The organism is Stenotrophomonas sp. STEN029 (assembly GCF_056760015.1).
Window position 1 is genome coordinate 51,775 of the sequence record NZ_JBRREC010000001.1, and the last position, 15,486, is coordinate 67,260.

Consider the following 15,486-nt stretch of genomic DNA (forward strand, 5'->3'; position numbering starts at 1 on the left):
TTTTGCCAATTCAGGAGTTTCAGCATGGCCAGTTACGGCATGAACGACGTAAAGAACGGGATGAAAATCCTGGTCAACAACCAGCCGGCTGTCATCATCGACACCGAATACGTCAAGCCGGGCAAGGGCCAGGCCTTCACCCGCGTGAAGTACCGCCTGATCAAGGACGGCCGTACCCAGGAAGTGACCATGAAGTCGACCGATTCGCTGGATGCAGCGGACGTGGTCGATACCGACATGAACTTCATGTACAGCGATGGCGAGTACTGGCACTTCATGGACCCGGAATCCTTCGAGCAGGTGCAGGCTGACAAGGCCGGCATGAACGGCGCCGAGAAGTGGCTCAAGGGCGAAGAGTCCTGCGTGGTGACCCTGTGGAACGGCACCCCGATCGACGTGACCCCGCCGAACTTCGTCGAGCTGAAGATCGTCGAGACCGATCCGGGCGTGCGTGGTGACACCTCGGGCGGCGGCGGCAAGCCGGCCACCCTGGAGTCGGGCGCCGTGGTGCGCGTGCCGCTGTTCGTCAACCAGGATGAAATCATCCGCGTTGATACGCGTTCGGGCGAATACTCAGCCCGCGTCAAGTGACGTAATGGCGCGTTTGCGCAAGCGCAAACGCTTTTGCCATTACGTCATCCCCGCGCAGGCGGGGATCGCTCTTGCCTTGGCTTTGGCTCCAGCACTTGCGCTGGCTCCGGCATTTGCATCGGCTGGTCATCCCCGCGCAGGCGGGGGGCGCTCTGGCTTCGGCATTTGCCTTTGCGCGATCCCCGCCAAGGCCGGCATAGCGACGCAGGTAACATTGGGCTTCGGGCGACCTTAGGGAAGCTCGAAGCCTTTTTCGCATCCAGCCTTGGCTGGATGAATACAGCAACAGATCCAGAGGTGAGCCGGCATGAGTGATATCCAACCCCAGCAATGCGATCTGTTGATCGAAGCCGGTTACGTGGTGCCGGTAGAGCCGCATGCAGTGGTGCTTGAGGACCACGCGGTGGCGGTCAGCAACGGTGTCATCGTCGCGGTGCTGCCGCGTACCGAGGCCCGCGCGCGTTTCAGCGCCAGGCAGGTCGTATCGCGCCCGGAAGCGGCGCTGATCCCGGGCCTGGTCAATGCCCACACCCATAACCCGATGACGCTGCTGCGCGGCGTTGCCGACGACCTGCCGCTGATGACCTGGCTGCGCGAGCACATCTGGCCGGTGGAAGCGGCGGTGATCGGGCCGGAATTCGTTGCCGACGGCACCACCCTGGCCATTGCCGAGATGCTGCGCGGTGGCACCACCTGTGCGAACGAAAACTACTTCTTCGCCGACGTGCAGGCTGCTGTCTACAAGAAGCATGGCTTCCGTGCGCTGGTGGGCTCGGTGATCATCGATTTCCCCAGCGCCTGGGCCAGGACCGACGATGAGTACTTCGCCCGCGCCACCGAACTGCACGATACCTGGCGCGACGATGCGCTGATCGGCACCGCCTTCGCGCCGCATGCGCCGTACACGGTGAGCGATGCCAATTTCGAGCGGGTGCGGATGCTGTCCGACCAGCTCGACAGCCGCGTTCACCTGCACACGCATGAGACCGCACAGGAAATCACCGATTCCATTGCCCTGCACGGGCAGCGCCCATTGGCGCGGCTGGATCGCCTTGGCCTGGTCAACGAGCGCCTGATCGCGGTGCACATGACCCAGCTGACTGAGGCCGAGATCCACCTGTGCGGCGAGCGTGGGGTCAGCGTGGTGCATTGCCCGGAATCCAACCTGAAGCTGGCGTCGGGCTTCTGCCCGGCCTGTGCGCTGGTCAGGGCCGGCGTCAATCTGGCGATCGGCACCGACGGCTGCGCCAGCAACAACGACCTGGACATGTTCAGCGAGAACCGCACCGCGGCCATCCTCGCCAAGGCCGTGGCCAATGACGCCACTGCCCTGGACGCGGCCACCACGTTGCGTGCGTCGACGCTGGGCGGCGCCCGCGCGCTGGGTTTCGGCGACCGCATCGGCTCGATCGAAGTCGGCAAGCAGGCCGATCTGGCCTGCGTGGACCTGTCCGCGCTGGAGACCCAGCCGCTGCATCATGTGCTGTCACAGCTGGTGTATGCCGCTGGCCGTCACCAGGTCAGCGACGTGTGGATCGCCGGCAAGCCCAAGCTGGTCCAGCGCCAGCTGGTCGACATGGATATCGCCGCGATCACCGCCAATGCGCGCCAGTGGCGCGACCGCATCCGTACCATCCGCGCCTGACCGCGCAACCGGCCGCCCCACGCGGCCGCACGAGGAAACCGTTATGAGTGCAGCTTCCACCTCCACCAATTTCGATCAGGCCGAACTGGACAAGTTCGCCGCACTGGCCACCCGCTGGTGGGACGCCGACGGCCCGCAGAAGCCGCTGCACGCACTGAATCCGGTGCGCCTGAAGTATGTGGCTGATCGCGCGCCCCTGCGCGGCGCCAAGGTGCTGGATATCGGCTGTGGCGGCGGCCTGCTCAGCGAAGCGCTGGCAAAGGAAGGTGCGCAGGTGACCGCCATCGATCTGGCCCCGGAGCTGGTGAAGGTCGCGCGCTTGCACGGTCTGGAATCCGGCGTCAGCGTTGATTACCGGGTGCAGGCAGCCGAGGACCTGGCCGCAGAACAGCCGGGCAGCTACGACGTGGTGACCTGCATGGAGATGCTGGAGCACGTACCGGACCCGGGCGCGATCATCGCTGCCTGCCATCGCCTGCTGCGTCCGGGTGGCAAGCTGTTCCTGTCCACCATCAACCGCACCCCGGCGGCGTTTGCGGTCGCCATCGTCGGTGCCGAGTACATCGCCCGGCTGCTGCCCAAGGGCACGCACCACTACCAGGAATTCATCAAGCCAGCCGAGCTGGGCGCATGGCTGCGCGCTGCTGATTTCTCGCTGCAGGACGTCAGTGGCATGGCCTACGAGCCGTGGCGCAACCGTGCCCGCCTGAGCAGCCGCACCGACATCAACTACCTGGCCTACGCGGTCAAGCCGGAACAGGCATGAGTGCGGGCAGGTTCCCGGCAGCGGTGCTGTTCGACCTGGACGGCACCTTGCTGGACAGCGCGCCGGACTTCGTCGTTACCGCCAACCGCATGCTGCAGGCTCGCGGCATGGGCAAGGTGACGCTGGAGCAGCTGCGCCCGGCGGTGTCCAAGGGCGCGCGGGCGATGCTGACGGTTGCCTTCCCGCACATGGCCGATGCCGAACGGCATGCGCTGGTGCCGGAGTTCCTCGAAATCTACGAGGCGCTGATCGGCCAGTACGCGACGCTCTTCGATGGCGTTGAGACCATGCTGCGGGCGCTGGAAAAGGCAGGCACCACCTGGGGCATCGTGACCAACAAGCCGGAGTACCTGGCCCGCCTGATCCTGCCGCAGCTCGGCTGGGAGCAGCGCTGCGCGGTGCTGATCGGTGGCGACACCCTGGCCGAGCGCAAGCCGCACCCGTTGCCGCTGGAGGTGGCTGCGCAGCGGATCAATACCGCCGCCAGTGCCTGCGTCTATGTCGGCGACGACGAGCGCGACATCATCGCCGCGCGCGCTGCGGGCATGCCGTCGGTGGCCGTGTTGTGGGGTTACCGTCCCGAAGGCGATGACCCGTCGACGTGGCAGGCCGACAGTATTTGTGAACTACCGCAGGAACTTTGGCAGCCAGCCGCATGGCCAGCTACCCAACCGGCTTCGGCCTGATTCAACAACGAGGTTTGATGTGAGCAGTGCGCTGGATAGCTTCCTGGACAAGTGGCGTGAGCGTTGGCCGGAATGGGCTTTCGTGGAGCGCTTTGTCGACGAGGCCGATCGTGAGCGCAGCGTGGCCTGGTTCGCGCTGTTGCAGGAATTTGATGACATCTTGAACGCCAGTGGCGACACCACGCCACAGGACGCCAAGCTGGCGTGGTGGGGCGAGGAGCTGCGCAGCTGGGAGCTGCAGCGCTCGCGGCATCCGCTGGGCCGCGTGCTGGAGCCGGTGCGTGCACCGTGGGCACAGTTGGCCGATGCCTTGCCGAGCTTGATCGACGCGCGTGATCCTGTGGCCGATGCCGCGCAGGCGCGCAAGGGGTTGGCGCAGTACGCCGCGGCGGCGGCGGCGGTGGAGGCGGCGATGTTTGGTAGCAAGCCGTCACCGTCTGCTGCCGAGGCGTTGACCACGCAGATGCTGGCGCTGCGCGTGCAGGAACAGGCGGCTTCGGTGCCGCAGGCCTTCAGCAATGAAATGGAATGGGACAAGGCCCTGCAGGCGGCTTGGCCGTCGCGCGTTGCCGGCCCACGTCCACGTCGCGTCTATGCCGTGCTGGCGCGTGGTCGCCAGCAGGCGCGCATTCGTGGCGGTGAGTACCAGCCGAGCCCGGCGGGCCTGCTGTGGCGCAGCTGGTGGGCTGCGCGGGGCTGAGGCGATAGGGCGGAGTCTGCAGGAGTCGCTCCCTTCTCCCGTTTACGGGAGAAGGTGCCCGAAGGGCGGATGAGGGGGCTCTGCGCTGTTGATCTATTTGCTTCGCGGCTTGCGTTGCTCCCACGGGTAGAGCCGAGCCATGCTCGGCTGAGGCTTCACCTGTAGAGCCGAGCCATGCTCGGCTGAGGCTCTGCCGGGAAGGCCTTTGCCGAGCATGGCTCGGCACTACAGGTGAAGCCTCTGCCGAGCATGGCTCGGCACTACAGTTGGAGCATCTGCCGAGCATGGCTCGGCACTACAGGTGAAGCATCTGCCGAGCATGGCTCGGCGCTACAGGCGCTTTGCCCTATTTGCCGCGTTCCAGCACCAGCAGCGGGTCGATGCGGGTGTCGAACCAGTTCATGCCCCAGTGCAGGTGCGGGCCGGTTGCGCGGCCGGTTGCGCCAACTGCGGCGATGCTCTGCCCTTGTTCGATCCTGTCGCCGACCTTCACGTCGATCCGCGACAAGTGCAGGAAGTTGGAGCTGATGCCGAAGCCGTGGTCCAGCACCAAGGTGCCGCCAGTCAGGTACAGGTCCGGGCCCACAAATGTCACCACGCCGGCTGCCGGCGCCTTCACCGGCGTACCGGTGGGCACGGCGATATCCATGCCCGAATGGCCGCTGCCCGGCTGTCCGTTGTAGACGCGGGCATTGCCGAAGCGGCCGCTGATGCGGCCCTGCACCGGCCAGATGAAGGTCTGGGTGAAGTCGGTGCGGTTGTCGTCGCGCTTGCGCGATTCGGTCACCTGCGCCTGCTCACGGGCAATGCGTTCGGCGATTGCCGGCGGCGGATTCACCGTCTTTGGCGGTACGCCGTTGACCCGTTCCACCGGCCAGTCGCGCGCAGTTACTGCAATTGAAATGGTTTCGTTGCCGCCATCCGGGCGCTGCACCTGTACCTGCAGCGGACCTTTCTCATCGCGGCCGATACCGAACACCACGCTGCCGTAGCCACTGACCCGCAGCTCGCGACCCGCGTAGCGGACCGTGCTGCCGGCCGGGACCTTGCCGATCACCATTGCGCCCTGTGAGGCACTGGCAGGGAACACGACCCGGTTGTCGAGCAGGTTGCCGATGCCATCCTGGGCCTGCGCGGGCAGGGCGGTGAGCAGGGGCGCTGCAAGCAGCAGCGCACCCATCATCAGGACCGAACGCATCAACGGTCGTAGGTCATGCGCTGGCCGGCCGGTGCGCCCACCAGCTTGCTGCCGTCCCATACCTGCCGGCCATTGACCCAGGTGGAAGCGATGCGCGAGCGGAAGGTGGTGCCTTCGAACGGCGACCAGCCGCACTTGGACAGCACGTCCTCACGCTTGACCGTGAACGGCACGTCCTCGACCAGCACCAGGTCGGCGAAGTAACCCTCGCGCAGGAAGCCGCGTTCTTCGACGTCGAACAGCTGTGCCGGGGCGTGGGCGAACTTCTGCACCACCTGTTCGCGGCTCAGCTTGCCTTCGTGCACGCGCTCCAGCGCGGCAACCAGCGCGTACTGGACCAGCGGCAGGCCGGACGGCGCCTGAGCGTACGGCTTCTGCTTCTCTTCCCAGGTGTGCGGGGCATGGTCGGTGGCCAGTACGTCGAGCACGTCATCGGCCAGGGCGGCAGTGATGGCCTCGCGGTCGGACACTTCCTTGATCGCCGGGTTGCACTTGATCAGGTTGCCCTTGGTGGCATAGTCCGGGCGCGCGAAATGCAGGAAGTGCACGCAGGTCTCGGCGGTGATCTGCTTGCGGCTGCCGTCGGCCCGGATCAGCGGCCCCTTCTCGAACAGCGCCAATTCATCTGCGGTGGAGATATGCAGCACGTGCAGGCGGGTGCCGTGCTTGCGTGCCAGCGACATCGCCAGCCGGGTGGACTTTATGCAGGCCTCGCGCGAGCGGATGTCCGGGTGCATGTCCGGGGTCAAGGCGTCGCCGTATTTCTCCTGGAACGCCTTCATGTTGGCGTCGATCATCGGCGTGTCTTCGCAGTGCGTGATGATCGGGGTCGGGCATTCGCGGAAGATCGCGTCCAGGGTTTCCGGGTTGTCGACCAGCATGTTGCCGGTGGAGGCCCCCATGAACACCTTCACGCCCGGCGCCTTCTTCGGGTCGAGCACGCGGATTGCTTCCAGGTTGTCGTTGCTGGCGCCGTGGTAGAAGCCGTAATTGGCCCAGGCACGGCCCTTGGCCAGCTCGTACTTGGCTTCGAGGATGGTCGAGTCCAGGGTCGGCGGGTTGGTGTTGGGCATGTCCATGAAGCTGGTCAGGCCGCCGGCCACCGCGGCAGCCGACTCGCTGGCGATGTCGCCCTTGTGGGTCAGGCCGGGTTCGCGGAAGTGCACCTGGTCGTCGATCATGCCCGGCAGCAGCCAACGGCCGGCCGCGTCCACCACCTGCTCGCCGTCGCGCGGGGTCAGGCCGCTGCCGATCTGCGCGATACGGTCGTTCTCGATGCGCAGGTCGCCGTCGAAGGTACGGCCTTCGTTGACCATGCGGGCATTGCGGATAAGCGTGGAGGACATGTCAGTGTTTTCCTGTGCAGCGGCAAGAGGGGGAATCGGCGCGCTCCGGGACCGGATCCAGTCCGCCCGGGTGGAACGGATGGCAACGCCCCAGCCGGCGCAGGGTAAGCCAACACCCCCGTAGCGGACCGTGTATACGGATCGCGTCCATGGAGTATTCCGAGCAGCTGGGATAGAAACGGCAGCGCGGCCCGAGCAGGGGGCTGATGAAGCGCTTGTAGGAGCGCAGTACGGCAATGAGGAGTCGGCCGATCACGGTTGAATGATAAGCCACTTGGCAAGCGAGCAGGATTTGTCGCAGGATGCGGGATGGCGCCGGTAAAGACGACGTGCTTTCCGCTGCCAGCCAGGGGCGATGGCGCGCCTGGTTACGTTCCGAACTGCGCGAAACGGTCCGGTGACGCCACCGGACCTGGACTGCACGGGTCGGGCATCCGTTCACATACGGTGCCCGGCGCGGTTGCTGCTGCTGGTCGGGTAGGCTATAAAGGCCCGCTTTCCCGGGCCCCGGGGGAAACAAGGAAGAGCGTTTCGTGGCTGCTAAAAAACCTGCAAAAAAGGCCGTCAAGGTCGCCAAGAAAACCGCCAAACCTGTAGTCAAGAAGGCGGTGTCCAAGCCGGTTGCAAGCAAGCCGGTGGCCAAGGCTGCCAAGCCGGCCGCGAAGAAAGCGCCCGCCACCAAGGCGGTTGCAAAGAAAACGCCGGTCAAGCCAGCAGCACCTGCCAGCAAACCCGTCGCCAAGAAGGCTGCGGTTAAGACGGCAGTCGCTAAAAAGGCGGCCCCTGCCAAGAAGGCGGCGGTCAAGAAGGTGACCAAGCCGGTTGCCGCGCCAGTTGCCAAGAAAGCAGCTGCGCCGGTTGCCAAGGCCACCAAGCCCGTTGCCAAACCCGTAGTCAAGAAGGTGGCCGAACCAGTGGCTGCCAAACCGCTCAAGACTGCTGTCAAACCCGTGGTCAAGTCCGTACCGAAGCCTGCTGCAAAGCCGGCGGCGGCCAAGTCTGTCCCGGTCGAAGTCGCCAAGACGGCCCCAGCTCCGGCACCTGCGCCGGTTGCTGCCAAGCCGGCTCCAGCGGCCAAGGCCCCGCAATCCAAGAATCCCGTGCCTGTTTCGAAATCCAACGTCAAAACTCCCGTCAAATCCACCGCTCCTGTTGCCGTCCGTCCCGTGGGCAAGGTTGCAGTCGCTGTAACCGCGCGTTCGACCGCCCCGGCACCGCGCAGCAAGTACAAGGTTGTCGAATACAACGTCGACGAGGCCACTGGCCGTCCGATCCTGCCGGCTGGCTACAAGCCGTCTGCAGATGAGGAGTACATGAGCACGCTGCAGCAGGAGTACTTCCGCCAGCGCCTGCTCAACTGGCGTGCGGACCTGGTCGAGGAATCGAAGCAGACCATCGAGAACCTGCGCGAGGAAGTGCGTGACATCGGCGATGAAGCCGAGCGTGCAACCCGTGAGACGGAAAATTCGCTGGAACTGCGTACCCGCGACCGTTACCGCAAGCTGATCGGCAAGATCGACAGCACGCTGAAGCGTCTGGAAGCCGGCGACTATGGTTTCTGCGTGGATACCGGCGAGGACATCGGTCTGGATCGCCTGGAAGCCCGTCTCACCGCCGAGCGCACGATTGATGCGCAGGAGCGTTGGGAGCACCTGCAGAAGCAGCAGGGCGACTGAGGCCTGCCGCAGCTGTTGACCACAGGAACCCCGCTTCGGCGGGGTTTTTGTTGGCCGCTGCGTCAGCCTGTCTGGTTGCTGGAGCTCGAATCGGGCGTGGCGAGTAGCTGCTCCCGGCGCGGTAGCGCGTCGGCTACGAGGGCGCAGGACCGGGCTGGCCCCCCGCGGGCATCCAGTTCAAGAGGTATTTGACTGGCGCGTCCCGCCTGCTTGCCCGCTGCGGATCGTCAGAATATCGCTGTGGGAAACTATGATGGAGCAACTCCTGGCCAAGGCATGGATAGATGGCAGCGCACTCAGTTGGGCCTTCGCACGCTCCCGGCACAGAGAGCGGGACGTCTTCGGGCGGCAGCCCGCTCAGCCTCCTGAGCCGACATCAGCGGTTGCTGCTGTACGTTGGCGGGCTGGTGACGTCATTGGTACTGATTGCCGTCACCGTGGTGATGGTGCAATCGCAGGTAAAGGACTATGTCGCCGGTCGCCATACCGAATATGTGCTGCGCAGGACAACCCTGCGGGCGATGTTTGCGGTACGTGAAGCGTCACTCCGTATCGGTGTGCGGCAGGAGGAATACGTGTGGTCGATGCGGCAGGAGCCGGATCCCTCGCTGATGAAGCGCTTCGCCGATGCCAACGGACGGATGGTCCTGCAACGGAACAGCAGCCTCCCGCCTGCACTTGTCATCGGCGACATCAGCCTGGATTACCCGGCTGAGCGTTTCGGTGCCTACCTGCGGATGGCGGACGATGTGAGTTACCAGTCGGGTGCGTATTCCCAGGAGCTGGCAGCAGCGGGCTACCTCTTCAGCCCCGATCGGCGCTTCGTCGTCCTGGGGCCGCTACCTGACGGTGCGGTAGCGCAGCAGATGAAGGAGGCGAGCGCTGCCAGTCTGCTTGAGCGCATCGTGCCGGACCTCGGGGATCTGGGCACGCCGGCGGCCCAAGCTCGCCTGCTCGATACCAAGGTCCCCCTGTGGTTGCCACCTGAGCCGGATCCACTGACCGGCATCTCCTCGATACGGCTCGTGCAGGGCGCGGCGTCGGAAGGCAAGCTTTTTGCCGTGTTCGTGGCGTCCTATCCGACCCAGATGCTGGCACCGTTGGTGGCTGGCGAGGATCCGAACGAGGCATCGCTCATTGTCGGCCCAACAGGGGAGCTTCTGCTCGGCTCGGCAAAGGAGGGCACCACGGCTGACGTGCTGCGTATTTCGAGTGGCGTTCCGCACGAGGCGTTGCAGAGGCTGAGCTATCGCGACGGCTACTTCATCGTCAGTGACGAAATATCCAGTTCGGGCTGGAGGTTGTTGCATGCCTTCTCATGGCGCACGGTCATGGCGGCATTGTGGCCTCGCCTGGTCAGCTACATCGGTGCAATGCTGTTGATGATTGGTTTTGTATGGACGGTGCTGCTGCTCATTGACCGGAAGGTGTTCAAGCCAGGCTTCGCGCGCTCACAGCGCATAATCGAGAGTGAGGATCTCAATCGAACGATTGTGACCACCGCGCCCTTTGGCTTGGCTTTGCTTTCCGTCTCCAGTGGTCAGGTTTTGTTGCAGAACGCCACGATGCTTGACTATGCGGAAGCCGCGCGGCGAGGCGATCCGCCCTTGCATAAGCGCTTTCTTGCGCTGTTCAACAGTGTCACGGGTGGCGGTCATAGTGAGCGGGAGTTCGAGCTTGCCTTGGAAGATGGGTCCAGCTGCGATCTATTGGTCAGCAGCGTGCGTACCAAGTACCTGGGTCTGGATGTCCTTCTGTGCAACTTCAAGGACATCACCCTGCGCAAGAAAACCCAGCACGAGCTGGAGCAAGCCCGCCAGTTGGCCGAGGATGCCAGCCATGCGAAGTCCGCATTTCTGGCAACGATGAGCCATGAGATACGGACGCCGCTCAATACCATTCTTGGGAACCTCGAGTTGCTGGAGCGCACGCCGCTTTCGGAAGATCAGCTGCAGCAGCTGCGAATCGTGGCGTCATCGTCTTCGACCTTGCTGGGCGTCATCAACGACATTCTGGACTTCTCGAAAGTCGAATCCGGCCAGATGAGCATCGAGGCGATCAGCTTCGATATGAAAGCGCTGGCACAACAGGCAGTTGAGTTCTTTCTGCCATCTGCACACGCAAAAGGGCTGCAGCTGGACCTGAGCATGGATGATTCACTTGCGGCGGCGTATATCGGCGACCCCATCCGCATTCGGCAGATCATCTATAACCTGCTCGGCAATGCCATCAAGTTCACGGAACAAGGTGACGTGTTGCTGGAGATCTATCTGCGGGACGAGCATCGACGGGATTCGGATATTGTTATCGGCGTCAGTGATACCGGCATAGGCATGACTCCTGAACAGCAGAAGTCGCTGTTCCAGACCTTCAGCCAGGCAGACTCAACCATCACCCGTCGTTATGGTGGTAGCGGCCTGGGCTTGGCGCTGTGCCGTCGTCTGGCCGACCTGATGAACGGGACGATCAGCGTGCACAGCGAGGCCGGTGCCGGTAGCACGTTCCTGGTTACCCTGCCTCTGCCGGCGAGTGAGGACGCTCCCGTGCAGCTCGAAGCCGCTGCCGCGGCCAAGCCATCCGAGGCCGTTGCATCATCGGGCTTGCGGATGTTGGTGGTTGATGACCATCCGGCCAACCGGCAGCTGATACGCCTTCAGTTGCAGACATTGGGCCATGTGTCGGATCAGGCAGGGGATGGTCATGAGGCACTCATCCTGCTCGCTGAACGGGAGTACGACCTGGTGATGACGGACCTCAACATGCCGGGCATGGACGGCTATACATTGGCGCGCAAATTGCGGGAACAGGGTACTGGCATCCCGATAATTGCGATCACCGCGCATGCCTCCGAACGCGATCGCCAGCGCTGCAAGGACATCGGCATCGATGAGGTCGCTACCAAGCCTATTCTGCTGGACGCGCTGGACAAGATGATTCGGCGGCACCTGCATGGCAGGCAGTCGTCACTTGAAGCTAGGAAGGAGGGCGGCTTGATGAAAGGTCCCCTGCCTGTGGAAGTGCATCAGGCGCTGCTCGATTCGCTGGACGATTCGCTGCACAGCTTGCATGACGAGTTGGCGGCTTTCACCGCGGCTGCGGCGATGACCAACACCGGCCGGGCGCGGATTGGCGCGGAGCTGCACTCGATCCGTGGCGCATTTGCGATGATTCATGCGACAGAGGTTGCTGATGCCTGCGGTGATCTTGAGCGGCTTCTTGGTCAAGGTGACTTCAGTTCGCTCGCTGCAGGTATCGATGCACTGGATGCCCGTTCCCATGCCGTGCTCAGGCAGCGCTCACCCTCCTCATGAGCAGCCTCGTCGGTATTCATGCTTTCCCGGCTGGATGGGGGCGTGTGCAGTCGTTCTCGTCGATTTTCCTTGCAACCAGCGCGCTTTTTCTTGCCGGATTGGAGATGCAACCAGCAATTCGTGACATCGGATTGCTCTTGGCGCGATAACTCCTGCCGTGTCATGGCGTGCGTGTTGGGTATTGCCCGTTTGGGATTCGCAGCTGTCGCATCAACGCGATGCCAATGCTTGCCCCAGTCGGTGAAGGTAGTCCTCGAAGTACCTGACGAGCTGGACCTTGTCGGGGGGCGCAGCCATGGCAATTGCAAACCATCCATCATCGCGATGAGTTCGGCTGCGATCTGGTCCGGATCGATGGTGGGTTTTATCTCTCCGGATTCCTGACCGTGGCGCAGGCTGTGCGCGATGTGTTGGAGCATCAGTCCTGAGCGCTGGTGGAACCAACCCTGTGCAGGATGATCCTCGCCAAGGCTCTCGGCGCTGAGCAGCGAGAATGCGCGGATCACGCCGGGTATCTCGGCATTGGCGCGATTGACCAGACGCAATTGATCCACCACCTGCGACCAAGGAAGCGGCGGTCCTGTGGCAGCGTCCTCAAGCGTGTAGTCCTGCGGATAGTCCGGCAGGCGCGGACTGCGTTGATCGCGGACCTCCAGAACCGCCAACAGCATGTCGGTCTTGCGGGGAAAGCAATGCAACAGGCCGGGCAGGGTGAGGCCGACATTGCTTGCGACCTCGGCAATGGATGCGTTGCTGTAGCCATCGCGGGCGAACACGCGCGTTGCGGCATAGAGAATCTGTTGATGCCGCTTGTCGCCCTTGGGCGAGCATCGGCGTGCAGGTGATGGGCAAGGTCGGTATGGCGCGTGGCAACGTTCGGCCCGATTGCGGAACAGCGCCCGGTGTAGTGATGCCGTCCGCTCGCGTCATCTGCCAGGAAACTGTACCCCTATCACAGTTTTTGACAAGCGTACTTGCAGCTAGGTTTACTGCCTCGTCCTCGGCAGCTTCGCTGGTAGGACTTTCGTACCGCAACAGGGCAGGCAGCGCCAAGACGGCGTTGGCGGTGGAGTGTTGCCTGCAGTTTCACCTGAATGATTGTGCGCTGCCTGTTTGTGGGCGCTTCACTTCCAAAACGCAGCACCTGGCGCAAAGAGCCAGGTGAGAACCGGAGCACGTGGAATGGCAACAATGCAGAAAAATCCTGGATTCACGCCGCTGTTGATCAGCACCGTGATAACGGCCTTGGTGATGAACGCGGCGCAGGCCACGGAGCTCCCGCAATTGGGCAAAGCACCAATGGCGCAGGTGATAGCGGCATTGACCCTGCAGGAGAAGGTCGAGCTGGCGACTGGGCAGGGCATGAATATTCCTGGTCTGTCCGAGGACATGCAGGCCCCGGTAGTGGGTGCGATGGAGGACAAGGTGCCCGGTGCTGCGGGCGCAACCGTGGCGGTACCACGGCTTGGCATTCCTTCGCTGGTGTTGGCTGATGGTCCGGCGGGGGTGCGTATCGAACCTGCCCGAAAGGATGCCCCGGGCAGAACCTTCCATGCCACCGCATTCCCGATTGGCAGCGCCCTGGCCAGTTCCTGGGACCTTGCTCTGGTGCGCAAGGTAGGTGCCGCCATCGGCGATGAGGCTGCTGCCTATGGCATCGACGTGATGCTGACACCGGCGCAGAACATCCATCGCTATCCGTTGGGCGGGCGAAATTTCGAGTACTACTCCGAAGATCCGGTGGTCAGCGGCGAAATGGCGGCAGCGCTGGTGAGTGGGTTGCAGGTTCGCGGTGTCGGCGCATCCCTCAAGCACTTCGCCGTCAACAACCACGAATGGAACCGCAACACCATCAATGCAAAAGTAGATGAGCGGTCGTTGCGTGAGATCTACCTGAAGGGTTTCGAGATCTCAATACGCAAAGGCCAGCCATGGACGGTGATGACCAGCTACAACAAGCTCAATGGCAGCTACACCTCGGAGAGCAAATGGCTGCTGACGGATGTGTTGCGCGCCCAATGGGGTTACCAGGGGGTGGTGATGACCGATTGGTTCGGTGGCTCGAATGCGGTCGCGCAGATGCAGGCCGGCAACGAGATGCTGATGCCAGGTACGGGCAAGCAGCGTGCCGCGATCCTGGCCGCGGTGAGCAGCGGTGCGCTGGACGAGGCGGTGCTGGATCGCAATGTGCAGCGCGTGCTGGAGTTGGTGTTGCGCAGTCGTGCCTTCAAACAGCTGCCACGCTCGGACCAGCCGGATTTACCGGCCAACGCAGCGATTTCCCGGAATGCGGCCACGCAAGGCATGGTGTTGCTGAAGAACAACGCGGCGGCGCTGCCGCTTGCCAGCAAAGCCCGGCTGGCTTTGCTTGGCCACGGCAGCTACGAAGTGAACATCGGCGGGACCGGCAGCGGTGACGTCAACGAGGCATATGCCATCACGCTTGCCCGTGGATTGGAAAACGCAGGCTTCAGCAATGCAGGTGGGCTGGAGCAGGACTACACGCGTTACATCGATGAAGAGGTGTCGAAGCTTCCGAAGACCGAGTGGTACCTGAGCAAGCCACGTATCGCAGAAAAGGGCGTAAGTGATGACGAGTTGCAGGCACTGGCGCGGCAGCAGGATGTGGCTGTGGTGACCATCGGCCGTGGCTCGGGCGAGTTCATTGATCGCAAGGCTGAAGGTGATTTCAAACTGACCGCTGTCGAATACGCACTGCTGGAACGCACTTCCAGGGCATTCCATGCGCAAGGCAAGAAGCTGGTGGTGGTGCTCAACATCGGTGGTGTGATCGAGACAGCCAGCTGGAGCCACTTCGCCGATGCCATCCTGTTGGCGTGGCAGCCCGGCCAGGAGGCAGGCAATGCCATTGCTGATGTGCTGTCCGGCGCGGTGAACCCGTCGGGCAAACTTGTCGATACGTTTGCGATGGAACTGGATGACTATCCGGCCAGCAAAGGTTTTCCAGGCAAGGAATTGTTGGGCCCGGATCCAAACGCGAACTCGATCTTCGGTCACGTCGCGCGTGCTGCCGAGGTGGAGTACACCGACGGTATCTGGGTGGGCTATCGCCACTTTGATACGCGCAAGGTGGAGGTGGCCTATCCATTTGGTTTCGGCCTGTCTTACACCACGTTCGGCTATACCGACCTGAAAGTGGATGTCAGTGGCACCGGAACGGTGCGGGCCAGTGTGAAAGTCACCAACACCGGCAAGGTGGCGGGCAGCGAAGTCGCACAGGTTTATGTCAGCGCGCCGCAGGGCGTGCTTGAGAAGCCGAGTCAGGAGTTGCGCGCATTCGGAAAAACGGGCGTGCTGCAACCGGGTCAGTCGCAGGTGCTGCAGTTCGAGATCGAAGGCAGGGATCTGGCCTCGTTCGACACAGGCCGCGGCCGCTGGGTGGCGGACGCGGGTACCTACAATCTGCGTGTAGGCGCGTCATCGCGTGATATCCGTGCGCAGCAGGCCTTCGAGAAAGCCCAGGCCAGCGACTACGCACCCTGATGCGTGCTTCTGCTTGAGAGGGATGCGCCGGGGCAGGTGTGCTGCTTGCCCCGGCGTCGATCG

Annotated in this window: 12 protein-coding genes; 8 read left to right on the plus strand and 4 right to left on the minus strand. The window is 63.3% G+C overall.

The features are described from left to right. The first annotated feature begins 24 nt into the window (after positions 1-24). The 5 genes from efp to ACVOLI_RS00230 all read left to right on the plus strand — a co-directional run bounded on the left by efp (position 25) and on the right by ACVOLI_RS00230 (position 4,388). Complete coding sequence (gene efp, locus ACVOLI_RS00210) at positions 25-591, plus strand: elongation factor P (protein ID WP_282266739.1); 567 nt, start codon at positions 25-27, stop codon at positions 589-591. 307 nt (positions 592-898) lie between these two features. Continuing rightward, positions 899-2,236, plus strand: a complete 1,338-nt coding sequence (locus ACVOLI_RS00215; protein WP_481533030.1) for a TRZ/ATZ family hydrolase — start codon at positions 899-901, stop codon at positions 2,234-2,236. Between the two features lie 43 nt (positions 2,237-2,279). Continuing rightward, positions 2,280-3,002, plus strand: coding sequence for a bifunctional 2-polyprenyl-6-hydroxyphenol methylase/3-demethylubiquinol 3-O-methyltransferase UbiG (gene ubiG / locus ACVOLI_RS00220; protein ID WP_282266737.1), 723 nt, complete (start codon positions 2,280-2,282; stop codon positions 3,000-3,002). Beyond that, positions 2,999-3,688, plus strand: coding sequence for a phosphoglycolate phosphatase (locus ACVOLI_RS00225; protein ID WP_481533031.1), 690 nt, complete (start codon positions 2,999-3,001; stop codon positions 3,686-3,688). Before ubiG ends, ACVOLI_RS00225 begins: the two co-directional genes overlap by 4 nt. A gap of 19 nt (positions 3,689-3,707) precedes the next feature. Then, the gene (locus ACVOLI_RS00230) at positions 3,708-4,388 is read left to right on the plus strand and encodes a phytoene/squalene synthase family protein (RefSeq protein ID WP_481533032.1); all 681 of its coding nucleotides are present in this window, start codon (positions 3,708-3,710) and stop codon (positions 4,386-4,388) included. A gap of 346 nt (positions 4,389-4,734) precedes the next feature. Here the strand turns inward: ACVOLI_RS00230 and ACVOLI_RS00235 are convergent, their stop codons facing one another. From ACVOLI_RS00235 to yidD, 3 genes are read right to left on the minus strand one after another with little or no spacing between them, the layout of a single operon-like run. Further along, positions 4,735-5,586, minus strand: a complete 852-nt coding sequence (locus tag ACVOLI_RS00235) for a M23 family metallopeptidase (protein ID WP_481533033.1) — start codon at positions 5,584-5,586, stop codon at positions 4,735-4,737. Then, positions 5,586-6,932 carry a dihydroorotase gene (locus tag ACVOLI_RS00240; RefSeq protein ID WP_481533034.1) on the minus strand — a complete coding sequence of 449 codons (1,347 nt, stop codon included), beginning with the start codon at positions 6,930-6,932 and terminating at the stop codon, positions 5,586-5,588. Before ACVOLI_RS00240 ends, ACVOLI_RS00235 begins: the two co-directional genes overlap by 1 nt. A 1-nt stretch (position 6,933) precedes the next feature. Continuing rightward, positions 6,934-7,206, minus strand: a complete 273-nt coding sequence (gene yidD / locus ACVOLI_RS00245) for a membrane protein insertion efficiency factor YidD (RefSeq protein ID WP_282269833.1) — start codon at positions 7,204-7,206, stop codon at positions 6,934-6,936. A gap of 259 nt (positions 7,207-7,465) precedes the next feature. Between yidD and dksA the strand changes: the two genes are divergently transcribed. Together dksA and ACVOLI_RS00255 are read left to right on the plus strand one after the other, a co-directional pair. Beyond that, complete coding sequence (dksA, locus tag ACVOLI_RS00250; RefSeq protein WP_282269831.1) at positions 7,466-8,608, plus strand: RNA polymerase-binding protein DksA; 1,143 nt, start codon at positions 7,466-7,468, stop codon at positions 8,606-8,608. A gap of 407 nt (positions 8,609-9,015) precedes the next feature. After that, entirely contained in the window at positions 9,016-11,919 is a 2,904-nt protein-coding gene (locus ACVOLI_RS00255) for an ATP-binding protein (protein WP_481533035.1), read from the plus strand. Here ACVOLI_RS00255 and ACVOLI_RS00260 read toward each other — a convergent pair. Further along, positions 11,829-12,815, minus strand: coding sequence for a TetR family transcriptional regulator (locus ACVOLI_RS00260; RefSeq protein WP_481533075.1), 987 nt, complete (start codon positions 12,813-12,815; stop codon positions 11,829-11,831). The two genes, ACVOLI_RS00255 and ACVOLI_RS00260, sit on opposite strands and share 91 nt — an antisense overlap. 295 nt (positions 12,816-13,110) lie before the next feature. Here ACVOLI_RS00260 and ACVOLI_RS00265 point away from each other — a divergent pair, with 295 nt between their 5' ends. After that, positions 13,111-15,423 carry a beta-glucosidase family protein gene (locus tag ACVOLI_RS00265; RefSeq protein ID WP_481533036.1) on the plus strand — a complete coding sequence of 771 codons (2,313 nt, stop codon included), beginning with the start codon at positions 13,111-13,113 and terminating at the stop codon, positions 15,421-15,423. Positions 15,424-15,486: the final 63 nt, after the last annotated feature.